This window comes from Clostridiales bacterium, assembly GCA_017569285.1.
In the GTDB taxonomy this organism is placed as follows: Bacteria; Bacillota; Clostridia; order Christensenellales; family Aristaeellaceae; genus Aristaeella.
The window spans coordinates 3,101,149-3,127,289 of the sequence record CP069419.1 but is presented as its reverse complement, the minus strand read 5'-3'; the positions used below and the strand labels follow the sequence as shown (position 1 = coordinate 3,127,289).

Annotated in this window: 23 protein-coding genes; 1 reads left to right on the top strand and 22 read right to left on the bottom strand. The window is 58.3% G+C overall.

The genetic code is table 11. The annotated features are described in order from the left end of the window. Positions 1-5: 5 nt before the first annotated feature. From JNO48_13745 to JNO48_13655, 19 genes are all read right to left on the bottom strand, one after another. Positions 6-779 (bottom strand): TatD family hydrolase, encoded by a 774-nt coding sequence (locus JNO48_13745; GenBank protein QTE68230.1) that lies wholly within the window; start codon positions 777-779, stop codon positions 6-8. Next, on the bottom strand, positions 776-2,785 hold the full coding sequence (metG, locus tag JNO48_13740; protein QTE68229.1) for a methionine--tRNA ligase: 2,010 nt from the start codon (positions 2,783-2,785) through the stop codon (positions 776-778). Before metG ends, JNO48_13745 begins: the two co-directional genes overlap by 4 nt. Before the next feature lie 106 nt (positions 2,786-2,891). Further along, positions 2,892-3,191 (bottom strand): 50S ribosomal protein L27, encoded by a 300-nt coding sequence (gene rpmA / locus JNO48_13735; GenBank protein QTE68228.1) that lies wholly within the window; start codon positions 3,189-3,191, stop codon positions 2,892-2,894. Positions 3,192-3,206: 15 nt separating this feature from the next. Further along, on the bottom strand, positions 3,207-3,545 hold the full coding sequence (locus tag JNO48_13730) for a ribosomal-processing cysteine protease Prp (GenBank protein ID QTE68227.1): 339 nt from the start codon (positions 3,543-3,545) through the stop codon (positions 3,207-3,209). Beyond that, entirely contained in the window at positions 3,545-3,853 is a 309-nt protein-coding gene (rplU, locus tag JNO48_13725; protein ID QTE68226.1) for a 50S ribosomal protein L21, read from the bottom strand. The genes JNO48_13730 and rplU overlap by 1 nt, the downstream gene beginning before the upstream one ends. A gap of 115 nt (positions 3,854-3,968) precedes the next feature. Beyond that, complete coding sequence (locus tag JNO48_13720; protein ID QTE68225.1) at positions 3,969-5,105, bottom strand: ABC transporter permease; 1,137 nt, start codon at positions 5,103-5,105, stop codon at positions 3,969-3,971. Between the two features lie 6 nt (positions 5,106-5,111). Next, positions 5,112-6,455, bottom strand: a complete 1,344-nt coding sequence (locus JNO48_13715; protein ID QTE68224.1) for a hypothetical protein — start codon at positions 6,453-6,455, stop codon at positions 5,112-5,114. Positions 6,456-6,528: 73 nt separating this feature from the next. Beyond that, on the bottom strand, positions 6,529-7,389 hold the full coding sequence (locus JNO48_13710; GenBank protein ID QTE68223.1) for a carbohydrate ABC transporter permease: 861 nt from the start codon (positions 7,387-7,389) through the stop codon (positions 6,529-6,531). Positions 7,390-7,391: 2 nt separating this feature from the next. Beyond that, a complete protein-coding gene (locus tag JNO48_13705) occupies positions 7,392-8,255 on the bottom strand; it encodes a sugar ABC transporter permease (protein QTE68222.1) in 864 nt (287 codons plus the stop codon). Positions 8,256-8,261: 6 nt separating this feature from the next. After that, the gene (locus JNO48_13700) at positions 8,262-10,655 is read right to left on the bottom strand and encodes a carbohydrate ABC transporter substrate-binding protein (GenBank protein ID QTE68221.1); all 2,394 of its coding nucleotides are present in this window, start codon (positions 10,653-10,655) and stop codon (positions 8,262-8,264) included. 7 nt (positions 10,656-10,662) lie between these two features. Next, positions 10,663-11,793, bottom strand: a complete 1,131-nt coding sequence (locus JNO48_13695; protein ID QTE68220.1) for an HlyD family efflux transporter periplasmic adaptor subunit — start codon at positions 11,791-11,793, stop codon at positions 10,663-10,665. Further along, positions 11,790-13,157 carry a hypothetical protein gene (locus tag JNO48_13690; protein QTE68219.1) on the bottom strand — a complete coding sequence of 456 codons (1,368 nt, stop codon included), beginning with the start codon at positions 13,155-13,157 and terminating at the stop codon, positions 11,790-11,792. Before JNO48_13690 ends, JNO48_13695 begins: the two co-directional genes overlap by 4 nt. A 322-nt stretch (positions 13,158-13,479) precedes the next feature. Next, the gene (locus tag JNO48_13685; protein ID QTE68218.1) at positions 13,480-14,529 is read right to left on the bottom strand and encodes a phosphodiester glycosidase family protein; all 1,050 of its coding nucleotides are present in this window, start codon (positions 14,527-14,529) and stop codon (positions 13,480-13,482) included. Positions 14,530-14,531: 2 nt separating this feature from the next. Continuing rightward, a complete protein-coding gene (locus tag JNO48_13680) occupies positions 14,532-15,773 on the bottom strand; it encodes a PIG-L family deacetylase (GenBank protein ID QTE68217.1) in 1,242 nt (413 codons plus the stop codon). 3 nt (positions 15,774-15,776) lie between these two features. Then, on the bottom strand, positions 15,777-16,232 hold the full coding sequence (rimI, locus tag JNO48_13675) for a ribosomal protein S18-alanine N-acetyltransferase (protein ID QTE69773.1): 456 nt from the start codon (positions 16,230-16,232) through the stop codon (positions 15,777-15,779). Between the two features lie 38 nt (positions 16,233-16,270). After that, positions 16,271-16,972, bottom strand: coding sequence for a tRNA (adenosine(37)-N6)-threonylcarbamoyltransferase complex dimerization subunit type 1 TsaB (gene tsaB / locus JNO48_13670; protein QTE68216.1), 702 nt, complete (start codon positions 16,970-16,972; stop codon positions 16,271-16,273). Then, positions 16,953-17,390, bottom strand: a complete 438-nt coding sequence (gene tsaE, locus JNO48_13665; GenBank protein ID QTE68215.1) for a tRNA (adenosine(37)-N6)-threonylcarbamoyltransferase complex ATPase subunit type 1 TsaE — start codon at positions 17,388-17,390, stop codon at positions 16,953-16,955. The genes tsaB and tsaE overlap by 20 nt, the downstream gene beginning before the upstream one ends. Further along, positions 17,387-18,652, bottom strand: a complete 1,266-nt coding sequence (locus JNO48_13660) for a galactokinase (GenBank protein QTE69772.1) — start codon at positions 18,650-18,652, stop codon at positions 17,387-17,389. The genes tsaE and JNO48_13660 overlap by 4 nt, the downstream gene beginning before the upstream one ends. Before the next feature lie 20 nt (positions 18,653-18,672). Next, a complete protein-coding gene (locus JNO48_13655; protein QTE68214.1) occupies positions 18,673-20,178 on the bottom strand; it encodes an extracellular solute-binding protein in 1,506 nt (501 codons plus the stop codon). Between the two features lie 204 nt (positions 20,179-20,382). Here JNO48_13655 and JNO48_13650 point away from each other — a divergent pair, with 204 nt between their 5' ends. After that, positions 20,383-22,110 carry a VanW family protein gene (locus JNO48_13650; protein ID QTE68213.1) on the top strand — a complete coding sequence of 576 codons (1,728 nt, stop codon included), beginning with the start codon at positions 20,383-20,385 and terminating at the stop codon, positions 22,108-22,110. 101 nt (positions 22,111-22,211) lie between these two features. Here the strand turns inward: JNO48_13650 and ftsZ are convergent, their stop codons facing one another. The 3 genes from ftsZ to JNO48_13635 form a co-directional block, all read right to left on the bottom strand. Beyond that, a complete protein-coding gene (gene ftsZ / locus JNO48_13645) occupies positions 22,212-23,657 on the bottom strand; it encodes a cell division protein FtsZ (GenBank protein ID QTE68212.1) in 1,446 nt (481 codons plus the stop codon). Positions 23,658-23,661: 4 nt separating this feature from the next. Beyond that, on the bottom strand, positions 23,662-24,855 hold the full coding sequence (locus JNO48_13640; GenBank protein QTE68211.1) for a hypothetical protein: 1,194 nt from the start codon (positions 24,853-24,855) through the stop codon (positions 23,662-23,664). Positions 24,856-25,030: 175 nt separating this feature from the next. Next, positions 25,031-26,119 carry an FtsQ-type POTRA domain-containing protein gene (locus JNO48_13635; GenBank protein ID QTE68210.1) on the bottom strand — a complete coding sequence of 363 codons (1,089 nt, stop codon included), beginning with the start codon at positions 26,117-26,119 and terminating at the stop codon, positions 25,031-25,033. Positions 26,120-26,141 lie beyond the last annotated feature (22 nt).

Below are 26,141 nucleotides of genomic sequence, written 5' to 3'. Positions count from 1 at the left end.
TCCTGTTATCTGATTCCGTATACCTTCATGGCGTTTTCCGTTGTATAGGCGGCGGTTTCTTCCGGGTCCTCCCCGCGCAGCTCCGCGAGCTTCAGGCCGACGTAACGGACGTTCGTCGGTTCATTCCGCCGGCCGCATACGGGTTCCGGCGCCATGTACGGGCTGTCCGTCTCAATCAGCAGCCGGTCCTTCGGAACAATCTTCGCGGCTTCCGTCAGCTTCGGCGCCTTTTTGAAGGTCAGCGGCCCGGCAAAGGAGATGTAATATCCCAGCCGCAGGTATTCCTTCGCGGTTTCCGCGCTGCCGGAAAAGCAGTGGATGATACCGCCGGTCAGGCGGTCCTTCATCCCGCGCATAATCTCGATCATTTCGCCATGCGCGTCCCGGATATGGTACGCCACCGGCGCGCCGATTTCCCAGGCCAGTTCCATCTGGCGGATGCAGACCTCGCGCTGCACATCCCGCGGGCTGTGGTCATAGTAGTAATCCAGCCCGATTTCGCCGATCGCGCGGATCTTTCCTTCCCGGTACCATGTCCGGATTTCTTCGGTGTCTTCCTCCCGGAAGAACTTCGCCTCATGCGGGTGGATGCCGCCCACAGCCACAGCCCCCTCATGCGTCCGGGCAAACTCAATTGCCCGGCGGGAGGTGGCCATGTCGCTGCCGATTACCGCGTAACGGGTAATGCCGTGCTCCCGCATACGCGCAAGCACGGCTTCCCGGTCTTCGTCAAATTGTTCTTCGTCCACATGGCAGTGGCTGTCAAACCATTCCATCATCCGATCAGTGCGCCATCCTCGACGCCTTCGCCGACGGTCACCAGCCGCAGGCTGCCGTTGTCATCCAGCGCGCTCAGGATCATGCCCTGGCTCTCGATGCCGGCCAGCTTTGCGGGCTTCAGGTTGGTAATCACCGCCACCTGGGTGCCCACCAGCGTTTCGGGATCATACCACTTCTGGATGCCGCTCACCACGGTGCGTTCCCCGTCCTTGCCCAGGCCCAGGCGGAACTTCAGCAGCTTGCTGCTCTTTTCCACCTTCTCACAGGCCAGCACGCGCGCCACCTGGATTTTGCACTTGAAGAAATCGTCGATCGCAATCTCAGCCGGGTATTCCGGCTCATCATGCTTGGCTTCCTTCTTTTCCTTCTTCTCCGGCTTTTCGGCAGGTTTTTCTTCTTTCTTTTCTTCCGGTGCCGGTCCTGCGAGCGCTTCCAGTTCCTTGTTCACGTCAATGCGGGGGAACAGCGCTTCACCCTTGTGGACCTTCGTGCCGGCCGTAATGCCGCCGAATGCATTCAGGGAATCCCACGTCTTCAGTTCCGGGTTTTCCACACCCAGCTGCTCGAAGATGCGTTCCGGCGTTGAGGGCATGAACGGCCCGATCAGCACGGCGGCAAACCGCACGCACTCCGCAAGGTTCCGCATCACATTGGCCAGGCGGTCCTTCTTCTCCGGATCCTTGCCCAGCACCCAGGGCTGTGTCACATCAATATACTTGTTGCACTCGCCGATGACCTTCCAGATTTCCGCCAGCGCCTGGGAGAACTGCAGCTTGTCCATCTGCTCCTCCACCAGGGCGGGCAGCGCGGCGCAGTGCTCTTTCAGCGGCAGGTCGGTTTCCGGGTCCACCGCGGCCGTCTCAGCCGGCACTTCTCCGCCGAAGTACTTCTCGATCATCGCCACAGTCCGGCTCACCAGGTTGCCCAGGTCGTTGGCCAGGTCCGCGTTCATACGGGTCAGGAAGGATTCATTGGTGTAGTTTCCGTCCGCGCCGAAGGGCATTTCCCTCATCAGGTAGTAGCGCAGGGGATCCACGCCGTAGCGGGCCACGATGGGGCCGGGATAGACCACATTGCCCTTGGATTTGCTCATCCGGTCCGCGCCGAACAGCAGCCAGCCGTGGCCGAACACCTGCTTCGGCAGGGGTAGTCCCAGCGCATGCAGCATGATCGGCCAGTAGATCGTGTGGAAACGTACGATTTCCTTGCCGACCAGGTGCACGTCCGCCGGCCAGTACTTTTTGTACAGTTCATCATGCTCCGTGCCGTAACCCAGCGCGGTGATGTAGTTGCTCAGCGCGTCGATCCATACATACACGGTGTGCTTCTCGTCGAAGTCCACCGGTACGCCCCACTTCACGCTCGTCCGGCTCACGCACAGGTCCTGAAGGCCCGGCCGCAGGAAGTTGGTCAGCATCTCGTTGGCCCGTTTCGCCGGCTGGATAAAGTCCGGATGCGTCTCGATATAGTCGATCAGCCAGTCCTGGTACTTGCTCATCTTGAAGAAATAGCTTTCTTCCTGCATCGGCTGGCAGGGACGCCCGCAGTCCGGGCAAACCTTCACGCCGTCCTTTTCCACCAGCTGGGTGGGCGTCCAGAAGCTTTCACAGGGCGTACAGTACATGCCTTCGTACTCCGCCTTGTAGATATCCCCCTGCTCCCAGAATTGCCGGAAAATCTTCTGCACAACCTTGATATGGCGTTCCTCTGTGGTGCGGATGAAATCATCATACTGGATGTTCATCAGCTTCCACAGGTCCTGGGTCTCCGCCACGATCTTGTCCACGTATTGGATCGGGGTCACACCGGCTTCTGCGGCCTTCTTCTCAATCTTCTGGCCATGCTCGTCGGTACCGGTCAGGAAGTAGGTGTCATAACCTGTCATCTTCTTGAAGCGCGTCATCGTATCGGCCGCCACTGTCGTATAAGTATGGCCGATGGTCATGTTCCCGGATGGATAATAAATCGGTGTGGTAATATAGAATGTTCCGCGCTTGGATTCCATGGTACCTTCCTCCTGTTTCCGTATTTTTAACCCGTTCGGGTTAATTGCGTTGTGAAAATAAAACGGGCTGTTGCGGCGCAACAGCCCGTTGTCAGTCAGTTCTCTGTTACTGCGCTTCGGCCGCGGTCTCAACCGGATATACGGAGACCTGCTTGCGGTCTTTGCCCAGACGCTCGAACCGGACAATCCCGGTAGCCTTGGCGAACAGGGTATCGTCCTTGCCGATGCCCACGTTCAGGCCGGGATGGATGTGGGTGCCGCGCTGGCGAACCAGAATGTTGCCCGCCAGGGCCATCTGCCCGTCGGCACGCTTCGGTCCAAGGCGCTTGGACTCGCTGTCGCGGCCGTTCCGGGTGGAACCCATTCCCTTTTTATGAGCGAACTGCTGCAGATTAAGCTTCATCATGGTCGTTTCCTCCGTTCAATTCTGGGTTGTGTTCTTCACACTGAGCCTTACATACTGCGGATATGCATCCGCCAGATCGGACAGTCCCTGTTTCAGGGCGCCCATCAGAATCTGCGCTTTCGCGTTATCCGCCGTATTCATCTCCGGCAGCTGGAACGCCAGTACGCCGTCATCGTTTTCCGTAATTTCCGGAATGATGCCGCATACGGTTTCCATCGCGTTCACGCAGGTGCATCCGAGGATGGATACGGCAGCGCATACAATGTCGCGCCCGCTTTCCGCCTGTCCGCTGTGCCCGGTAATCCGGCACGCGTCAAGCCCGTCTCTCCCCTGATACAGTACCGCGGAAATCATTACGCGTTGATGGCGGTGATTTCCACCTTGGTGTACGGCTGACGATGGCCGAGCTTCCGGCTGGAACCCTTCTTGCTCTTGTACTTGTAAACGGTGATCTTCTCACCCTTTACCTGGCCCAGCACCTTGCCTTCGACCTTCGCGCCCGCCAGAACGGGGTTACCGACTTTCACATCTCCGTCGCTGCCGATCATCAGCACGTCGAAGGAGATCGCGGAATCAGCTTCCTGGTTGACTTTGTCGATGTAGATTACATCACCCTGGGATACACGGTATTGCCGGCCGCCCGCCGCGATAATCGCATACATGGGACAGCACCTCCTGATTACATACTCGCCGGGAATCCGAGGTTGCGCAAGCGCATTTGAACAGACCTCTCCCGAGCGGCTTACCGGAATAATTTATCACTTCATCCCTTATGTGTCAAGGATTTTTTCCTTTTTTCGCGCTTTTCAGCATCGTCAGGATCACTCCTGCCAGCATCAGCACAGTCCCCCATTGCGTAAGGCCGCCCCAGAACCGCGCTTCCGCGAGCTCGGGCGTCTGCATCTGTACGGTCTTTGCCGCATCGCCGGTCAGGTTCCAGAACCGGGCAGTCCATTTCGAGAAATCGCCCAGGGATTCCGGAATCCATTCGGGGTAAACATATGCCGGGTTTACGGCAAATACCGCGATCAGGTAGGCCGCGCCGATGGTCACCGCCGTCAGCAGGATCGGCAGCAGCATCTGCGCTGCTCCGTAAGGAATCATCCGCAGCGGATACCACTGCTTTGATTTTCCGCGGATCCGCTCCATGGCTGTGCGCCATGTGCCGCTGAGTACTTTGGTCCATTTTTTCAGCAGCCAGACTGCGAAGATCACCGCGATGATCCGCAGCATCATAGTCTGGCCGACGGTTTCCCGGGCCGTGCTGATCAGGGTGCCGTTCTTGTCCTGGTTTTTATCGAAATTCTCGGCAGCGGCTGATTCAAAAACCTTCATCAGGCTGCTGGCTTTTGCAAGCGGTGCGGAAACCACCATCAGGCTGCCTTTTACCGTTCCCAGCGGGACCCAGGCCGCGTGGATATCCGTTTCGCCGATCCGGCGGCTGTGTTCTGCCACGCCGATCACTTCCAGGGCCGTTCCGTCCAGGCTCACGGTTTTCCCGATCGGATCGCCTTCCCCGAAAAACAGGAACGCGGTTTCCCGGTCCAGCACAATTACTTTTGCGTTCTGCCGGGAATCCGGTGCGGTCACCGGCCGTCCGGCTGCCATCTGCATCGGATAGGCCTCATACCAGTTCGGTCCCACAGCGTATACAACCACATCATTCTGGCTTGTGCCCTCGCCGTATGTCAGCGACCGTCCGCTTTTCTGTGCGTGCAGGGTAATCACGGGGAAGGAATCCTTCAGCGCCTCCTGCATGGTTCCCAGTTCTTCCAGCAGGGTGGAAACGGTTTCCTCTCCGGGCAGGAAGGTGTACTGAACCAGGCCCGGTCCCTGCAGCAGGCCGATTACCCCGGCCGCCGCCAGGATCATCCCGATCACCAGGACCAGGGAGATTCGTATGCCGCGTTTCATTCCTTCTTACTCCTCATACTGCATTACAGTATCGCCTTCGTTGATATGCCGGTCTTCCATATAGATGATCTTGAAGTAGCTGATATCATCCTCGATCGATACGGTCGATGCGTTTTCCGAAAGCACCTTCACCGGCATTTTCCTGACGGTGATCTTTTTTCCGGCAAAAGCGGATTCTTCCTGTTCCGCGTAATAGACATACCGGCCCTCTTCTCCCTGGCCGCGTACCGCGGATGCCGGAATCAGGCACGTGGACTGCTGGGCTTTGGTTGTCAGGCGCAGGGTAATCTTGTCCTGCATCATGGTGGAAACGGAGCCCAGCGCGTAGATGATATCCTGGGTAATCTCAGCGTCCGCGTACGGGTGGCCGGTATCGTCCATGCCGGTATTGATGATCCGGGTCTCCGGCCGGCCCCAGGAATCGGTATCCACCCGGACCGAAGCGCCCTTCTGGATATTCTGCTTGATTTCGGAAGTATCCGCCCGGATCACGGGGCTTTTGCCTTCCGGTGTAATTGTCAGGATTGTCTCCGTCCCGCTGTTCACCGTGCCGTTCCGTTCCACGGAAACCGTCGCGATGTATCCTTCATGCGGCGCGGTGATCACGGAAACCTTCCGCATCAGCATCTGGATTTCCATCATCTTGCTCTCGCTGTCCGCAAGTTCCTTTTCATATCCCTTTTTCTGTTCCAGCAGCGTCCACACGTCGTCGGCGATTGCATACCGGTCCAGGGCCTGCAGCTCCTTCCGGGCTTCAGTGCGCACCTTTTCTGTTTCTTCCCAGGCTGCGAAGCAGCTGCGCATATATTCATCCGCGTTTTCAGGCAGCTGTTCCGGAACTTCTTTGATTTCCAGCGGCTCCAGGGCGATCAGCAGCTCCAGCCGGGCATTCTGTTCTGCCCGCTCCGCTGCGGAGGCCTTCTCGTATGCCGCCATCCACAGCTCTTCGTTGCGGCTTAGGCGGATATTGCCGTTCTTCCGTTCCCAGTCGTCCAGGTTTTTCCGCGCCTTCTCATAGGTTGCCTGCAGTTCTTCCAGCGTTTTCTCCCCGCCGGTCACTTTCATCGTCACCAGCCGGGCGCCCGCGTATACATGCTCCCCGGGAGACACCAGCAGGGCCGTGATGGTCAGGCTCTGCCCTTCCGGCACGTTTACGGTGATCTTCTCGCTGTCCGGGAAAGCCACCTGGCCTTTCAGCTCGGTCACGGTTTCCAGCTTGCCCATCTTCGCCTTCGCGAAGCGGACCTTCGGCGTGGTCAGCGTCCGGATAGTCCCGGAAAACAGGATGCACAGTGCGATCACCACGGCCAGGATGATCATTCCCCGCAGGGCAAATTTCTTCAGGTTCATTTCCGTCTCATTCCTCTTTCGTTCTGATGGACATACAGGTATCTGCAGTCATCCGAATGTCTTACCGAATGGTTTACTTCATCTCGGTCAGCTGGATCCCGCTCAGGATATCCTTCTGGAAGAAGAAGTATACCAGCATCGCCGGCAGGATATACAGTGCGGCTCCCGCAAACTCAAATCCCGTATTCTCGCCCGCCAGCTGGTTGAACACCGTGGAAAGCGGCATCAGCTCAGGCTTCCGGGAAAGGTAAGTCAGCGGCTGCTCCACCAGGTTCCAGTTCTCCGCGAAGGAAAGCGCCGCAGCCGCGCCGATAACCGGCTGGCATACCGGAATCACAATCCACAGGAAGCTCCGGAAAGGTCCGGCGCCGTCCATGGAGGAAGCCTCCAGCAGCTCATCCGGCAGGGTAATCATATACTGTCGCAGCAGGAATACGTAGAACGGTGCAAACCACATCGGCAGGATTACGGCCCACTGGGTATTCAGCAGCCCCATAAACCGCAGCGTCAGCACGTTCGGCACCATGGTCACCTGGAACGGCAGCAGCATCAGCATCACGATCAGGAAGAAAATTCCTTCCCGCCCGCGGAAGCGGAATTTGCTCAGTCCGTAGGCCAGTGCCGGCAGCACCAGCGCCTGTCCGGCCAGGATTGCCGCCGCGTACACCACGGAGTTGATGAAATACTGCAGCACCGTGTTGTCCTTGATCAGGATCTGCTCATACTGTCCCAGGGAAATCATGTTCGGCGACAGGTGCGGATCCATCCACTCCGTCTCTTCCCGGCTCCCCCGCGTTTTCATATATGCTTTCATTTCCGGGATGGAGGAAAAGGAATACAGGAACGTCTGCACCATCGGCAGCAGCATCACAATGGCCATCACCGTCAGGAATATACGCGCAAGCCATACGCGGATATCTTTGTTCGGATTCATGCTCAGCCCTCCCCGTTCAGCCGTTTCAGCGCCGTCCGCTGGCTCAGGAACAGCAGGCCGAACAGCAGGAACACAATCAGGGCGAACATATAGGCCGCCGCGGTCACGTTCTGGTAATTCAGTTTGTTGTACATGTTGCTCATGTAGTTCTGCAGCGTATACAGCGGGTCCTTCGGATATGCCCCGCCGATAAAGTAAATCTCCTTGAATATCCGGAACGCGGAAACAAACGACAGGATCGCCACCAGGAAAGCGGACGGAACCACCAGCGGCAGCGTAATGGAAAATGTCTGTTTCCGGAAGGACGCGCCTTCCAGCGTTGCGTATTCGTACAGGGATTCCGGGATGGACTGCAGGGCCGACAGGAACACAATCACACAGAAGCCCAGGTTTTTCCACAGGAAAAGCAGGACAACCGGGATCCGCAGTTCCGCTCCCAGCAGCCAGTCGATACGCTGCCCGCCCAGCGCGGTCAGGATCCGGTTTACCGGCCCGCCGTAGTCAAACCACAGCAGCCAGATAATCAGCACGGCGGAAGAAGGCATCAGGTACGGCATCAGCACGCTGGAGCGGAAAAACGCCCCGGCCGGCCGCATCCGGTGGAGTCCCGCCGCCAGCAGGAAGCTCAGCAGGAAAAGCAGCGGCGCGCAGATCAGCGAAAGCTCCAGCGCGTTCCTCAGTCCCAGCTGGAACATCGGGTTCTGCCACACCGATATAAAGTTGTTCAGTCCGACAAATTCATTCTTAACGCTGCCGTCTGTCACACTGTACCAGATTCCCCCGATAAAAGGGATCCCGTAGAACAGCAGGAGACCTGCCATTCCCGGCAGCAGGAATGGCAGGGCCTGCCTGAATTTTTTGTACAAAAGGAATCAGTTCCCTTCCAGTCTCATCATCTGTACCTTGCTGTCAATGCTGTCCAGCAGCTCAGCGGCGGGTACGTCCCCGTTTACGAAGCCGTCCATCTTGGACCAGAAGGCTTCCGCGCTCTTGTTGTCCGCCAGCATATCGCTGATGAAGCTGTAGGCGGAAACCCGCAGGTAGGACGTCCGTGCCTGGTAATCGGCGATATTATCCGGGCTGACAGCCCATTTGTTTTCCTCTTCGTCCTTCAGCATCTGCTCATACGATTCAACCGTTTCGGTCCAGTCGTGGATCTCCTGCTCAGTCTTTGCTGCGTTCAGGAGGGTTTTCGCGTCTTCCAGGTTTTTCAACGACCGGGCATGGTTTTCTTCGTAGTAGGGATAGACCACCGGTTCCGTCATGTCGCTGTACAGGCTGTAAAGGGAATCCTGCCACTGTTTCCGGGCGGCAAGTCCCAGGTATTCCGCCGCAAGGTCTGCCTTCGTGGAATAGGGATTGATAAACGCCACGGTCAGGCTGATGGGAAGGATGGGCTGCTCGCTCTCATCAAAGCTCAGCATCAGCGGAGTCGCGTTGCCCCAGGTCCGCATGGTGGATTCGGCATAGATCTCCAGCAGCGGCTCCTTGTATTCGCCGTCGCCGTAATCTTCGTAATATCCCTCTTCCAGGTCTGCCTGGCTCTTGAGGCCCAGCAGGTCAGGATCCACTTTCTGCACCCGTTCCAGCAGTTCCCGCAGTTCCGGTGTGTTGAACGCGAATTCCCCGCCGGCATTTTCAAGCCGGGCTTCATACTCATTCAGGATCTGCCGCATCACCTGCCATCTGAATTCGTTGTCGCTTACATAGGATTCAAAGATCCGGCAGTTCTGGTCCTTCACCTTTTCCGGCAGTGTTTCCAGCCAGTCCATAAACTGGCTCCAGGTCTTCGGCAGTTCTTCCTCGGTTCCGCCGATTTCCTTCCAGACTTTCCGGTTGATGCTGATCACCTGGCCGTTGATACCGACCGGCACAGCCACAATCTGTCCGTCCTTCACCACAGCTTCCCGCACAAAGGGATAGAGCGCCGCGTTATCCGCCGCAATCTTTGCGTTCCCGCTCATGTCCGTCAGGAATCCGCGGTTCAGGAGTGCGGAAAACTCGCTTGATTCATAATCCATGGTATAGATGTCCGTTTCGCTTTCGCGGTTCATCATGTCCTGCAGGATCATCTGCCGGTCTCCGCCGTGCTTCACCACAACCGTCACTTCTCCGTGTACGTTGGCGAAGTCAAATACAGCTTCTTCCAGGCCGTTGCCGTACGCGAAATCATTTACGATCATCCGGGTCTCGGTGCCGCGGGAGGCCGGATCGATATTGCGGATGAGGATATTGCTGCTGTCCCAGATCAGCATCCGCCCGTCCGGAATAATGGACATATTTCCGGTGGTCGGGCAGTCGCATACCGCTGTGGCGGCTTCCGGCTGCACTCCCGGCATCGACCAGATTTCACCGTTCATGTAGTAGTACAGGGTGTTCTTTTCCGCGTCGAAAATCATATTGTACATATAATTCCCGTCGCCTTCCTGGGTATAGGAAAGCAGTTCTTCCTGGCTGCCGTCCGCGGGATTCACCAGCTGGATGTTGTAGGAAATGGAATTCTCTTCATATTCTTCTTCGCAGGCAAGGATGGAACTGCTGCTGACGTAGACAGTCGCGTTTTCATCCATCTCCATTGTCCCGTGGAAGCCGGTGGTCAGGTCAAACGATTCAAGCGTGGAATTCCCGTTATTGTCCCAGCTCCGGCCGATCAGGGTATTGCCGCATACGGTCGCGCCGTCCAGCTGTTTGCTGTCCGTCCATCCTTCGCCGTATTCCATGACCATTTCGGTCCAGTCCAGCCGCGGGATATCCGTTGTGTCTTCCAGTTCGGCTTTTCCGTCTGCCAGCTTCAGTTTCTTCACGAAGCCGCCCTCGATGGTACTGCTGTTCCCGTTTTCCTGGTCGTATACATATTTGTACTGGATGGCATAGATACTGCCGTTCCATGCGAACCATGCCGCTGTATTGTAGTTTTCCTCCTCGCTGTATTCACGGACCGCATCCTCCTTGAAGCTGATGCCTTCATCCGTGATCTCATAGTAATCCAGCATGGAAGAATCCATCCCGGCATCGTAATCCCGCAGGGTATAGTCTGCATGTTCTCCGCTGTCCAGGGAATATACCCGCAGGATCTCTTTATTGCCGTCCTGCATGAACACATACAGCTGGTTGTCCGCTGCGGCCATCACATTCGAAATAAATACGTTTCTGTACCAGGCGGTGTTATCCGTATGCACAATTGTCTGGTCGCCCGTGCCGGCCATCGCCGGAACGCTCATCAGCAGCATCATTGCCGCCAGGATCAAAGCAAAAATCTTTTTCATCGTTCGGTTACTCCTCTTCGGTCGTATTTTCCGGCTCCTCTTCCGGTGCCGTTACGGGATAGACCACCATGGTCATTCCCAGCCGAATGCGTTCATCCGGTGTAAAGGAAGCCCATACCTTGTAGCTCTTCCGGTCGGAGGTTGTGGTTGTGGCGGATGCGGCCGCGGTTTCGTTCTTGTAGGAAATCGCGGCGATTTTGCCATCATAGGTGCCGCCGTCCTCGTTGTCCCAGTAAAGCTCCAGTTTTACCGGCTGTCCCTCCGTCAGGCTGAACAGGTCCGATTCCGGCACGGAGAATTCCACCTGGAATGAATCCGCCGGGCTCACCTTGATCAGGGCGTCCCCCTTGGCGGCATTCTCGCCTTTGTGCTTCTCCACGGATTCGACCACACCGGTCACAGGGCTCAGCACCTTCCGGTCCGGTGCGTACAGGCCGTCCAGCACGCCGTCCACGGTCTCAAACAGTGCTTCCCCGCGTTCCACGAAATCGCCATTCTTCACCAGCAGCTTCAGGATGCTGCCGGTGCCCTTCACCTCCACCGGCTTGGCCCGGTTCACCGTGCCGCGGCCGATGCAGCTGTCCTTGGTCTTTTCGCTGGTGCGGTAGATATCCACCTTTTCGTTCAGGTAGAATTCGCCGCCGGTTACCTCAACCGTATAGCCGCTTTCGGTCAGTGCGGATACCACGCCGGTTCCCTGGTGGGTGCCGTCCTTGATGCAGCTCATGTACACGCGCTCGCCCAGATGAACGAAATAGTTTTCGCTCTTGTTGTAGGCCTTTTCGCTGGATCCCTGGATCACATACTTGTGCGTGGGCTCAATAAAGAGCACCGCGCCGTACCGTTCCCCGATGGATTCCGCTCCGTCGCCTTCCACGGCATACAGGCCTGTCACCGTGCCTTCGATCGGGGCATAGTTCAGCTTGCCCTCGATCTCGCAGATCTCGTCGCCGGCCTTCACCCAGCTGTTCCCGCGCGGGATCATCACACTGATCAGGCCGCCGTAGGGTGCGGTTACGGGAATGGATTCCCCGGCAACCACCTCGCCGTCGTAGGACAGTTCAGCCTCTCCCAGCGCAGCGCCTCCGATGGCAGCGCACAGGACCAGTACCAGCAGTAAAGCAAACCCCTTCTTCATCTGGATCCATCCTCACTTTCCTTTGTATTGTCCTCCCACGATCCGAACGGCCGGTCCAGCGCTTCCGCCGGTCCGTCATACACGCCCGTCAGGTGGATGTCCGCCTGTGTGTCCTCCGTCAGCAGGTACGTCTTTTCGTCAACAGCCAGCTGCCACACAGCGGGATTGTCACCGCCGGTCTCTATAGTAAACGTAAAACGACGGCTCCCTGTTCCCCGGCTTTTCAGTTCGTCATACATCCACCCTTCCAGGATCCCTTCGGTGGACAGGACGACCAGCCGTTCCCCGTTTTGCAGCGCCAGGTGGGCAATTCCGCTCTTGTTCATCCGGCGCAGTACGGTTCCGTTGATTTCCCAGGTGTTCTGCGCTGCGTTTTCCGCAGCCAGCACCAGGGTGTCCGGCGCGCCTGCGCCGTTCTCTTCCCCTTCCGCCTGTTCCCATCGGAATGCGGAGATGGTAAATCCTTCATTTTCAGCGCCAGTCTGGCGCAGTTCCAGTTCAAGCTCTTCGCCGCCCAGCGCCAGCCGGCTCATCCGGGTTTCCCCGGCCTTGTCCAGCCCGTTCAGCAGCACCAGGTCATAATCCGCCTTCGGTTTCGCGGTATTTTTCGCGTGCGGCTGCGGGCGGCTTCCGCCCCCGCCTCCGCCGCCCCAGTGGATCGGTTCGGGTTCCGGTTCCGGCTCCGGTTCGGGTTCCGGCGTCGGTGTGGACGGATCCGGTTTGTGTTCCGGTTCAGGCTCCGGTGTCGGTGTCGGTTCCGGCGTGGGCGTGGGGGTCGGTGTCACGTCCGGTGTGGGGGTCGGCGTCACATCCGGTGCGTCCGTCGGTGCCTCTGTCGGGGCATCGGTCGGCGGAGTGGTCGGCGGGGTTGTCGGCTGGGCCGCCCGCCACGCCGCTTCAGTCTGGATCAGCACGGTAAACGGAGCCGGGCTCTTTCCGCAGATGCGGATCAGGGTAACGTCCGTCCGCGTTTCATAGGAAATGATTTCATAGATATATCCGGCCGGTTCCCCTTCCGTCCGGGTTTCCTTCAGGTTCTTCTCTGCGCTTCCGTCCGCCGGTGCAGCGTGTACTTCCACCTGTCGGTCGGTTTCGGCCAGCACGCAGATCCGGCTCCCTTTTTTGGCTTCCACAGCAATCCGGTAGACGTATCCGCCCTCTTCCGCCTTCAGCGTCCCGAAGATCCGCGCCTCGTTTTCCAGCCGGACTGTTTTGTCAGCTTTCTGGATCTCTGCTTCGATGAGGCCCTGCGGGGTCGGTTCCAGGTCCGTCGGTGTGGCCGGGGCTTCCTCCGCGGCTGCCGTGCCCGCCAGCAGGCAGAGCACCGTCATCAGCAGGATGATATTCCGGTATATGTGTCTCATTTCGTATCTCCCGATCTCTTTTCGTTCGGATTTGTCCGTACCAATCAGGCAGCTCCGAACAGGTTATTATACCACAGATCTGCCGCCTTTTCCACCTTGCGCGATGGACCGCCTGCGTTCCCTCTCCTCCAATGGTTCCGGGGATGCGGGTCCCGTGCAGGTCTCCCTGTGGTTCTTTCCGTCCGCCGGTGGTTTTTCACCGGTTTCGGTTCAAAAACGCAAATCTTTGCGTTTTTGTTTTTGCAGTCCCCATAGTAATAGACGCACAAAAGCCCGCCTTTATCCCGGCGGGCTTGTATTTAAATTGTATTTATATTGTTTTTCACTCTGTTTCAGCAGCCGCGGTTTCGTTTCCCCAGGTGCCGAACCCCAGCATTTCAAAGGTTTTCCGTCCATACGGGTCGCTTTTGATCACATAGTTCAGCTGTTTTCCCATAAAGGTCATCACAGCGGTTTGTCCGCCGTCCAGGTTCACGGCGATCCTGCATCCCCTGGCCTGCATGATCTCCGCCAGGGTCTCCATCATCACCCCGGTGGAACGTTTTTCGATGACCTCACCCAGGATTTTCTGCTTTGTCCACAGGCGGCCTTCGCAGATGACGTCAATATAATGCCCGGGCTCCACCATTCCGAATGCGTGCCGGGGATTCAGGCTCCGGTTGGCATGCTTGTGGATATATTCGGTCAGTTCCCCGTCCCGTACCAGGCAGGGGCCGAAGGTATAAACCTGCAGGGCGCCTTCCCGGATATATTCATCGGCTTTCTTTTCCGTATTCGGCCAGCTTTCCACATGGCCGTCGGCGAATATGGCCAGGGTTTCATAATTCGGCATGCTCTTCTCGCGGTTTTTGACCGGGTGGTTATACAGGACTTCCCCGTCCCGGATCACGATTCCAACATTCCCGCCGTCTTTTTTCTTCTTGTCCACCCGGTAGGTGTAATAATCCGTGCTGGTTGCGAAGACGGCACGGTTGATTTCCGCGATATCTTTGGAAAACTTTTCGGTATTCCGGCCCCGGGGGTTGTCCGGATCGCTCCAGATGGTCTTCGGAAGCTCCCCGTTTTCCGTGTCGCACCGGATATCCGCCGTATAGCAGTAGAACTGCTGCATTTTGTCGGATTTCTTTTTCTTCTCCGGTGTCTCCAGGGTCCGGACAATCTCAATCCGCAGGCTTGGGCTCACGTATATCCAGTGCCCGTTTTCATCGTCTTCAAAAACGTATTCGCCCTCGTCGATAAAGCCGCGGCTGTTCAGCTTCACGTCCGCCCATTCCGGCGCCGCGGCTGCTTCTGCCGGCGCGTCCGCCGCGAAGGCTGCTCCTGCGGAAAACAGAAGCATCAGGGCCAGCAGCGCCGCTATAGTTCTTTTCATGCTCATTCCTCAATTCCCTCAATGTTTTCCAGCATGTCGTCATGTCCGATATCCGGTCCCACACGGGTTGCGTACAGGCCGAATATATTGTTCGGGTACCGTTTCACGCCGAATTCCTCCACGGAGAACGGTGTAAACACGCCGTTGCTTTTCCGTCCCTGGCCGACCTGCGTCTTATGCATGGCGTAGGCGTCCGCCGCCCGCTCGTTTGGCGTCTCTCCGCCCAGCGAGTCCAGCGGCACGGTCCAGTCAAACTCAACCTGTTCCCGGGGGGTGCCGTACAGGTGGATATACAGCTTTTTCACTTCCCATGTGCCGTAAAGTGCCAGGCTGTCCGGGTATTTTCCGGCGTCTGCAGCCAGTTCAAACGCGGTGCATGCCGCGTCCGCCACCATCTTGTGCTGCGGATGGCCGTATTCGCCTTCCAGGTCCTGGGTCACAACCACCTCCGGCTTCAGTCGCCGGTACAGTTCCGTCACCCAGCCCTGTACCTTGTCCTTTCCCCCGGTCTCCTTGTACGCCTGGGAGATCCGGTTGGGGTTGGCATACACATCCCGGAATTCCCCGAATACCGGATAAGTCCGGATACCCAGCTCCCACAGCCCGTTCAGTGCCTCGCTCCGGCGGGTTGTGTTGGATTTGGTCAGGTACGCCACAGTGATATTCCGCTGCTTTTCAATGCCGTACCAGGCGATCACGCTTCCCAGGAAAAGGATATCATCATCCGGGTGCGTCGCAAGGAACAGCATTTCCGTTTTTTCCGGCACCGGTTTCCACTGCTGCACCCAGTCCGGAATCTCTCCCTCGCCGAAAGCAAAAATCTCGTTGAAGCCCATCGTGGTTTTGCCTTTGTCCGGCACATACACGCGCAGGTGCTTATACCCGTCAATCGGGTAATACATATGATGGAACCGGGTATCCCCTTCATACAGGGTTTCCCATTCCCCGCCGCTCTTTTCCCGCTGCACCTGGTAATGCTCCGGCATTTTCTGGAAGCACAGGTACAGCCCGTAAATCGGATCCTTTGAGCTCACCGTAATCCACGGATGGGTCGTCTTGTCGCTTTCCCAGTAGCTGGTGTACAGCCCGTCTGTAATCTTCGCGGCCTTGAAATTCTTGCTGCACAGCTTCACCGTGCAGCTTCCGGTAATGTTTTCCGCCTCATCCGCGGACGCGGCTCCGCACAGCGCAAGGACCAGCGCGCACAGCAGGACCGCCGCGCCCGGGATCAGCCATTTCCGCATTCCTTACGCCTCCTCAAAATCTTCCTCCACATCCGGCATGTGTTCGCATACCATCAGGAAGGCATCCTCTCCGTTATCCTCATAATACCGCTTCCGCTTGCCCACGCTCACAAACCCCAGGCTTTTGTACAGCCGCTGGGCCCGTTCATTGCTCACGCGCACTTCCAGCGTCGCGTATGCGGCGCCGAGGTTGGAAATGTACTGCATCAGCGCTTCTGTCAGTTTCCGCCCGATGCCCTGCCCGCGCTCGCCTTCTTCAATCGCGATATTTGTGATATGGCTTTCATCCAGGATGATCCACGCCCCGGCATAGCCGACCACCCGGCCGTCCTTCACCGCCACCAGGTAGCGTGCCGCCACGTTCCGCTCCAGCTCCTGCCGGAAGCTTTCGCGGCTCCACGGAATGGCGAAGGTGGCTTCCTCAATCGCTGTCACGGCATCCAGGTCATCGATGGTCATCCGCCGGATTTCAATATCCGGCGTGCTCCCGTGCTCGCTCATGCTTCCTCGTTCTTCCTCATCGCTTCCAGCAACTTTTTGTTCTTCTGCGCGTTCGGCGGGCGCAGGTAGGACGCCTCCAGGTGCAGGTAATCGGTGGTCTCCCCGCGCCGGATCGCAATGCTTCCTGCAGCGGACGGCCGAAGGTATCCCCGGTATGCCGGGGCAAACGCCGCGCGTTCCCCGAGGATCTCCGCGATCCGTTCCCGGAATACCGGTGCTCCGTCCCCGGTAAACAGGAACCGGCTTCCCAGCCCGGAAACGGTATCCAGGTATTCTTCCAGTTTCATCGGTGCGTCGGGAATCAGCCGTTCCCCGTTCCGGAACGCCGCGCCGTACACCTGTCCGGCCCGGGCGTCCTGGATCGGGCATACGATCCCGTCAAAATCTCCCGCGCTTTCACTCAGCGCTTCCAGCGCGTCCACTGCAATGCACGGAAGCCCGGCCCCGTGTGCAATTCCCTTGGCCGTGGCGACGCCGATGCGCACGCCGGTAAAGCTGCCGGGTCCGGTTACGGCGGCAACCGCATCCATATCGCCCAGGGTCATGCCCGCAGCTTCAAGCGCCCGCTCAATCATCGGCATCAGGCTTGCAGAGTGGGTATGCCGGTTCTGGGCAGTAAACTCGCTGTATACCTTTTCTTCATCCATCACCGCTGTTCCGCACACCGGTCCGGATGTATCAATCACAAGCAGTTTCATCTTCCAGGTTCCATTCGTCGCTTTCAATCAGTCGTTCGTTTTCGCCGGCTGCCGTCATCCGGATCCGGACCGCGCTTTCCGGCACCGCGTCCGGGCACCGGCCAGGCCATTCCACAACGGCAATCCCGTCGCCGCCCAGGTATTCGTCCATTCCCAGCTCATACAGTTCTTCGGAGCTTTCCAGCCGGTACCAGTCAAAGTGGTACAGTGGGCAGCGTCCGCTTTCATATACATTCAGGATGGTGAAGCTGGGGCTGGTCACCGTTTCGGCAACTCCAAGCCCTTTGGCGATTCCGCGGGTCAGCTCACTTTTCCCCGCGCCCAGGTCGCCTTCCAGCAGCAGCACGTCGCCCGGCCGCAGCCGTCCGGCGAGCTTCTCCCCCAGTGCCCGGGTTTCCGCCGCGCTCTTCGTAATCACAGTTTCAGTTCCGCCGCGCCCACCGGCCGGATGCCCAGCGCGATTGCCGCGCCCCGTCCGAAGGTACGGTCCATGGCGGCCTTAAAGGATGTGAGCAGGTCCTCCGGCACGAAGTTCAGCGTTGTTCCCGCGAATCCGCCTCCGTGGATCCGCCACGCGCCGCGGCCGCGCAGCATCTGCTCCGCCATGCACAGGGCCAGGCTCAGGCTCTGTTCCGTCTCGCGGGCGTAGATATTCTGCAGGTACATAAAGCTGGAACGGCCGCTGTCGATAATCAGCCGCAGGAAATCTTCCATCCGGTCTTCCTCAAGGGCCTTCACCTGTTCCGGAACGCGGGCGTCTTCCGCGATAAAGTGGAACGCCCGGATCAGCGCCCGGTCGGATACCTGCTTCCGCAGGCCGTCCATGTCGGCGATCAGTTGTTCCGCGGTCAGCCCCCGCAGGTAAGGTTTGCCGTAATATGCGGCCACAGCCTTCATCTCCGCGGGAATCGCAGCATAGCAGTCCGTCAGGTCCGCATGGGAACCGCCGGTCGCGACCACCACCAGGGAATACCCTTTCTTCGCGAAATCATACTGGAGCGCCCGGGCTTCCGGCTTGTCCGTATCCCGGAAATCAACTGTCACCAGTCCGCCGGCTGCGCTGGCCATCTGGTCCAGCAGTCCGCTCGGCTTGCCGAAGTAGGCGTTCTCCGCCTTCTGGCTGATCCGCGCGCGCAGCGCGTACGGCATATCAAACCGGTTGTACAGTGCGTCCAGCACGCCGGTCAGCATCACCTCCAGCGCGGCGGAGCTGCTCAGGCCGCTCCCGCCGGCCACAGTGGATGTCACCGCCGCGTCAAATCCGCCGATACGGTACCCAGCCTCTTTCATCCCGGCGGCAACACCGCGGATCAGGGCCGCAGTGGTTCCCGCCTCGTCCGGATGGACCGCCAGGTCGGTAAGGTCCATCTCGATTGCCGGATATCCTTCGCTGCGGAAGCACACCTTCAGGTCATCCTGGGGAGTCACGGCGCACAGCGTATCCAGGCTGACGGCTGCGGCCAGGACCCGTCCGCGGTTGTGGTCGGTATGGTTTCCGCCGATCTCGGTCCGCCCGGGCGCACTGATCAGCCGGATGCCGTCCTTTGCGCCGAACTGTTCCTCATAGGAACGGATCAGCCGGGCATACCGTTCCCGCTGGAACCGGATCGTCTCCTCACCGGATCCGTATAGTTTCCGCAGTTGTTCCGCCGCCTCCGGCGATTCCAGTTTCCGGATCATTTCTTCCGCCTGGCTCATGCTCATTCATTCCCCTTTGTCACATACTTCTGCCAGATGGCTTTCGCGTCATCCAGCCCCAGTTCATGCACGCGGTCGCAGAACGCCTTCCAGTTTTCATCATCCAGCGGAATGTCGCCGGTCACAAAGCAGGCCATAGTCTTTTCCGCGTACCTTCCCAGTTCCTTCTGGATCCGCGCAATCTCCGCGGCGTCTTCCTCATTCAGCACGACGGCCGGGAACGGCTTTACGCTGTACTGCTTTGCTTCCGCCATCATTTCGATATTCCGGCGGGTGGCTTCATCCGAATACTTCAGCTGGAAATCCTCCAGCTCGATTCCCGGCGCCGCGGTTCCGCCGCTGATCGTCTTTTCCTTCAGGATATAGTTTGCAACCGTATTCAGGTCTTCGTTCCACTCCCACAGGCCGTCTTCCCGCCAGGAGTACTCTTCTCCCTCCAGGCCGTACTGGGCCATGGAGGATCCCTCCCGCGTATACAGGATATTCACCCAGGCCACCAGCTTCTCCGGCTCCCTGCAGGCGCTCGTGATCGCGAACGTTCCCGGAATCAGGTCCCCGGGAAGGTCCCGGTATTCCTGTTTTCCGTCTGCCTTCAGCGGCATCAGGATGTCATACTGTCCCAGCGCGGAAACCGGAATAGTGGTCAGCGGGGTCGGGCCCATAATCAGGCCGTAGGGAATCGCCTTTTTGTCGTCGGTAATCTGCCGCAGGGCATCCGCGATGCTGAAGCCGTTCTGGTCCAGCAGTTTTTCATCCCAAAGCGTATGCAGCCAGCTGAGGAACGCGCGGTTCTGCTCCGAATCCAGGTGCGAAACCACATTCCCGTCCTCAACGGCCATATAATAGTCATTGTCGATGATTCCGAAGGCATGCCCCAGGAAGCGCAGCTCCCACATGCCGATAAACGCCAGCGGAATCTCATCCGCCCCGTTCTGTCCGTTCGGATCCTGCGTTTTGAATGCCCGCAGCACCTCGGTCAGCTCATCCGCGGTGGTCGGAGCCTTCAGCTGCAGCCGGTTCAGCCAGGTCCGGTTGATCCACATCAGGTCATTGTTCTGCAGCCGGTTGAACGCGGGCAGCGCCGCGATTTTGCCGTCCGGCAGGGTGATGGCCGCCAGATATTCCGGATTCGCCTGCAGGATCGCCCACAGATCCGGCGCATACTGCTCCAGGTACGGTTTCAGGTCAATCAGGATCCCGTCCTTCGCCATTTGGGCGGTCTCTTCGGTCGTCAGTTCCGCTTTGAACAGCACATCCGGCAGGTTTTCACCCCGGGCAATTTCCTTTTTCCGGTTCGTCCAGCCGTCCGCAGTGGCTTCCTGGCGGAACTGGAAGCTGATTCCGGTTTTTTCCTGCATTCTCGTAAAGAACAGGTTTGTTTCCCATATGACCCCGGAGTTTTCACCGTCGAATCCTTCCAGGATATAGTCAGGCGCCTTGGGCCCTTCCGCCAGCGCGCAGCCGGCCGTCAGCACAAGCGCCAGGATCATCGCGAGCAGTTTCCGCATGTTGCTTCCTCCCTGTTTCCATTCCATTCCAAAATAATATTATACTCCATCTCTGCCGTTTTTTCCACCCTGAACTGTTGTCCGCGGAACGTTCTTCCGTCTTTCCGGAATGCCGTCAAACGCAAAATCCTCTTGACTTTTTTGCGTTTGCGGAATAAACATCATTCCAGGTCCGTTATATGCGTGTAGAAAGGTGGAATGACGATGTCCGATTATCGCAGCAGCCAGTACCCGCATTACGGTGTCAGCCAGCCGGGACAGGTTCCCGTTTCCCCGCAGGGTCAGCCGCAGCCCCGGTCCGTACCATCGGGCAGCATGCGCGGCTGTATGCCCTCTGCCGGTGCTCCTGTCCCCCGTCCGCAGGCAGCGTCGTACGCATCATATCCGGGCAGCATCGGTCCGGCGCCTTCCGCGCCGTCCGGTCCCCGCAGCCGCGTTCCCTCCGGAAATGTTTCACGGAAGCCTGCCGGCTTTACAAAATACCGCAATATCCTTTTCATTGCCGCTGCGGTCCTGGTCATCCTCCTGGTTGTGGTCTTTTCCGGAATAACCCGCCCGGCATCCGCCCCGGTCCGGGATGCGGTCCGTTCCACCGTGGAACTGAACTATAACGTCTTCTGCCCCGGTGTCTACGTGGACGGCCTTTCCCTCAGCGGCCTGACGGCAGATGAGGGATGGACCGCGGTCCGGAACCGGAGCCTGCAGCAGCTGAATGCCTGGCATGTGGATCTCACCTATAACGGCTTCACCAATACCATCACCGCCGCCGCCATCGGAATGGAACCGGACGTCTCGTCCGCGCTGGATGCCGCGTGGGAAATCGGGCACAATTACAACGGAAAGCGGAGCGACCGGGAACTGTATGACGAGATTGCCGCGGCTGCCGAAGAACCGCGTTATTTCTCCACCGGTCATACTTCCGGAAATGTGTCCCGGATTATTGATATTGTATACACCATCAAACAGAGTCTGGACCGTTCCCCGCAGAACGCGGAAATGACCGGTTTTTATCCGGACCGGGAGAACCCCTTTGAATATTCGGATGAAATTGCCGGCCTGAACCTGGATGCACAGGCGCTGGTGGATCGTATTGCGGATATGGCTGCTCGTCTGGAAAGCGGCACCCTGGCCATCGAACCGGAGCAGGTTGCGCCGGAGCAGACCAAAAACAGCATCAGCCTCCTGTACACAAAGCGCGGCGAAGCGGTAACGCAGATTTCCTCTTCCTCGGACGCATACCGGAATGACAATATCCGCCTCGCCTTTTCCCGGTTCAACGGATACCGGCTGGATCCGGGTGCCGTGTTCAGCTTTAACGGAATTGTCGGGGAGCGTTCAACGAAAAACGGATTCAATCCGGCGGAAGAATATGACCAGGGCGAGCATGTCATGGGAGTCGGCGGCGGTGTATGCCAGGCCAGCACCACGGTATATCAGGCTGCCGTAAGGGCCGGCCTGGAAGTCACAGACCGGTCCTATCATTCCGACAAGGTCAATTATACGGACTACGGCCTGGATGCCACCGTCTCCTGGGGCAGCAACCGGAAAGTCGACCTGAAGTTTGTCAACAATACGGATTCCCCCGTTTATATTGCCGCCAGGGTTGAACCCGGCAAAAACGGGAAAAACTCACTGCAGACGCATGTGATCATTTACGGCAGGGATCTGGGCGGTACGTCCTATGAAATCAAATCAGAGAAAACCGGGGAGCTGGTGGCCAGCGGCGGACCGAAATACATCAAGGACACCGAGGGGAAGTATGCCACCTATACCGATGAGCAGGTCTCCGTTTCCGATCCGAAGATGGGTTATGAATACATGACCTACCGGGAGGAATACCGGAACGGTCGTCTCATTGAGCGGAAGGAACTGGGCCGCTGCACGTATCCTGCGCAGCCGGAAAAAATATATGTCGGCGTGAAGAAGCGCTGATCCCTGATTCAGTAAAACCCGGAGGCTTCCCCTGCCTCCGGGTTTTTCGTATGGAAGAAGCGCGGGGCTTATGCTCCGCGCTTCTGGTATTTTGGGTCAGATTACTTTTTCCGCTTCAGGAATCCCGGTACGCCGTGGTCATCCGTCGTCATGGCCTGGCTCTGCGGAATTGGCTGGAAGCTGCCCGTCTGGCCGGTCACCTGGCCGTTGCTGTTGAACAGCGGCTGGTAATTCTGCGGCTGGTTCATCTGGAACGGATTCGGATTCACAGGTGCGTTGCCGCCGGTGGGGTTATTTCCCATGGGCTGGTAGGGCCGCGTTGCCTGGAGGTCCTGCGGGGCGGTCTGCTGGTAGCTGAACCCGGTCTGGAAAGATCCGGTGTTCACCATGCCGGGCACGCCCATGCTGGGACGGCTGGTGCTCATGAAGGTCGGCACCTCTCCGGTGCTCCGGTTCAGGAAAGAGCTTCCGTTATCCCGTTCCGCTACGGATGCGGCCGTATCGCGGCTGAAGTTGGTCCCGAAGGATCCGAACAGGCGTTCATGCTCAATTTCACGCGGCTTTTTCGCGGGCTCCCGGGTCGGGAAAGGCGTCTTTTCGAAGCCGGTCGCGATCACGGTGATCCGTACGTCGTCGCCCATGGTCTCGTCGATGCCGGCACCGAAGATGATGTTTGCGTCCGGATCGGCTGCTTCCATCACCAGGTTGGCCGCTTCGTTGATATCCACAATGGAGATATCGGCGCCGCCGGTAATGTTGATCAGCACAGCGCGTGCGCCGTCGATGTTGGTCTCCAGCAGCGGGGATGCGATCGCGTTCTTCGCGGCATCGACCAGCTTGTTCTCGCCGCTGCCGATACCGATACCCATATGGGCCATTCCGCCGGATTCCATCACGGTCTTCACGTCCGCGAAGTCGAGGTTGATCATTGCCGGCACAGCAATCAGGTCGCTGATGCCCTGGATGCCCTGCCGCAGCACGTCATCCGCAACACGGAAAGCCTCGATCATGCTGGTCTGCTTGCTAACCACCTGCAGCAACCGGTCATTCGGAATCACCACCAGGGTGTCCACATTCGTCTTCAGCTCTTCAATGCCGGCTTCCGCATTTTTCATCCGCTGTTTGCCTTCAAAGTTGAAGGGCTTGGTAACCACGGCAATCGTCAGCATGCCGAGGTCCCGGGCCACTTCCGCCACAATGGGAGCCGCGCCGGTTCCGGTGCCGCCACCCATACCGGCGGTAATGAACACCAGGTCAGCGCCCTTCAGCGCGGAGGCAATCTCCTCGCGGCTTTCTTCCGCTGCGCGGCGGCCCACATCGGGATGGGCTCCGGCGCCAAGGCCCTTTGTCAGCTTTTCGCCGATCTGGATTTTTACCTGGGCATTGGACTGGCCCAGTGCCTGCCGGTCGGTATTCACCGCGATAAATTCAACGCCGCGCAGCCCGGCGTCCATCATCCGGTTCACGGCGTTGTTTCCGCCGCCGCCGCATCCGACGACCTTGATGGAAGCAAAGTTGCTCTGCTCTTCGTTCTGGAATTCAATCATGTTCTTAACCTCCCAACAGACTCCGGAAGAAGTCCTTGATCCTGCCGCCCACACCGGCTGCCGGCTGGCGCTGCTGTTCAATCGTATCGATAATCAGGTCCATCAGGCCCAGTGCGCTGGAGAAGCTGTGGCTGTTCAGCTTGGTGGTCCGGCGCGGGGTTTCCTGGACGGGCCGGCCGAGCTTCCCGGCCATGTATTCCTTACCGCCGCGGTTGAAGCTCATTCCGCCGCCGGTCATGAATACGCTGCTCCAGCTGCCGAGGCTGCCGAAGTCATCGTCAATCGCGGTCTTGATCTGCTCGCAGATTTCATCAACCGCCTTGCAGATAATCGGTTTCACCTGCTCACGGGTAAAGGTCGTTCCCTTCTGCCCGTCAGCTCCGGGGACTTCGTAGGTTTCCCCGCTGGTTTCAATGCCGTAAACGAACTTGCGCTTGATGTCTTCCGCGGCGCTCAGGGAGATGTCCAGTTCTTCCGCCAGGGCTACGGCGATATCGCCGCCGCCGACGTCCAGCACCTTGTGGTAGATGATCGCGTCGCCTTCCACCCCGATAATTTCGGTATTCAGGTACCCCATGTCGATCAGGACGGATGTATGGTCGCGCTCCTGCTCGTTCAGGTACAGCATCGCTTCACCGGCGGATGTGGAGTAGAAGCTGGTCACCACAATGCCCAGGTCCGCCATCCGGTTGGTCACGTCATCGACGAAGAACCGGTTGCCAACCACGAAGCTGATGAACGCGGTCATCTCGCGTCCCTTCATGCCGACAGGCTCCAGGGTTTTCTTTCCGCTGTCCACCATAAACCACGCCGGGCTGGAATGGACCACAACGCCGGGCATGTTGGCCAGGTTCTGGGACGCCTTGTCAAAGGCGGCCTTCACATCGCCCGATGTGACGCGGGGATCCGTCCCCTTCAGGGTGATGGTCACCTGGGTGGCATAAACGCGGGTGAACGCTCCGGGAACACCGACGGTGATCTCCCGGATCTTGCTGCCGGACTGCTCCTCGGCATCGCTGATGGACCGGCGGATCGCCTCGTCCAGTTGGCCGGGATTGTTCCATCCTTCTGTCAGATAGCCGTCATACTTCGCCACGCCGGCCGCGACAATGTCGCACCGCTGGCTGCCGCTGTTCTCGGCAACAAGCGTAACAATCTTGCTCGTCCCGAAATCAATGGCCGCAACCGTTGTTTTCATAGGTTTCGTTCCCCCCTGGTGAACTCAGGATCCCGTCTGTTTTCAGGCAGAATCCTACCATATAATGGCATATCATGTGTTATTATATGACTTTTATTGAATGATTGCAAGTGTTTATGCCCATTTTATTACATTTTTCCGCCATTTTGTAACAATTTTAGACATCGGTCTGTTTTTAACTCCCGGAAGGAGAATACGTCGGGGTTTCCGGAACGGATACGTTGATGGATCCTCCGTTCTTCCCGAGCTCCAGCAGCTTTTCCCGTACATACAGCATGCTGCGCAGCTTGGCATGGATCCGTTCCCGGTCGCCAAGGCTTACCGTATAACCGTCGCGGGTCACCAGCAGGATGGAGGACGTATTGCTCAGGTCCACTTCCTCAATGATGGAAGTGCATCCAAGCACCTTCAGTTCCAGGAACAGGTTGTCAAATATGCTCTGCTGTACCGCTGAATTCAGCGTCAGCGTCTGTCCGGCATGATCTCCGCCGCGGATATTCAGCCCTTTCACTTCCACAAGGCTGGCCGGCCGGATGGTCGGGTCCTCGGTTTCATACAGCACCATCCGGTTCTTGTCCATCACGAACATGATGCCCCTCAGGGTCATCCAGCAGCAGGGTTCCCGCTCTTTCACAGAGATTACGACTGTCCCGGGCATCAGCTTGTCCAGGTAGCGGAACTGCAGGCAGTAGTAATTTGAGTTGCCGGTGCGCTTCGCTTCGCTGACCGCCCGGGCTTCCAAATCCCGTCCGGTAATTTCTTCGCTCAGTGTCAGGATGCTGGATCCGTACTGGATGCCGCTCAGGCGGATGACGTCCGCCCGGGAGATCAGTTCATTCCCTTCCACGCGGATTTCCCGTACCCGGAACACAATAAAATACAGCACGCACACCGTAATGCCCGCCAGCGCGACAAGCGCCAGCGCGGCCCGCATGCCCGCGCTGCTTCTGTTGGTCTTTTTCTTTTTCGGTTTTCGGGGGGATTTGGCTGCCTGCGCCGCGGCGGAACGCTGGGGTTCCCCGCCGGCAGTGTGCTGGTAGCCGGTTGTTGCCTGCTGCCAGAATGCGCCTTCCCGGTCGCTCAGGTTTTCAGACCGGTCCTTCAGCAGTTCCGGTGCGTCTTCCGGTTCCTCAAAGGGACTGGCGTTCATCGGCATCGGTCCGGTCCAGGTGTTTTTCTGCCAGTCCCGTACCCCGGGAGCGCCGTGCGAGGCGTTTGAATCGCCGGCCCGCTTGACAGGCCAGTTTTTTCCGGGTCCTTCCACACGTTCACTCCCTTTCCAGACT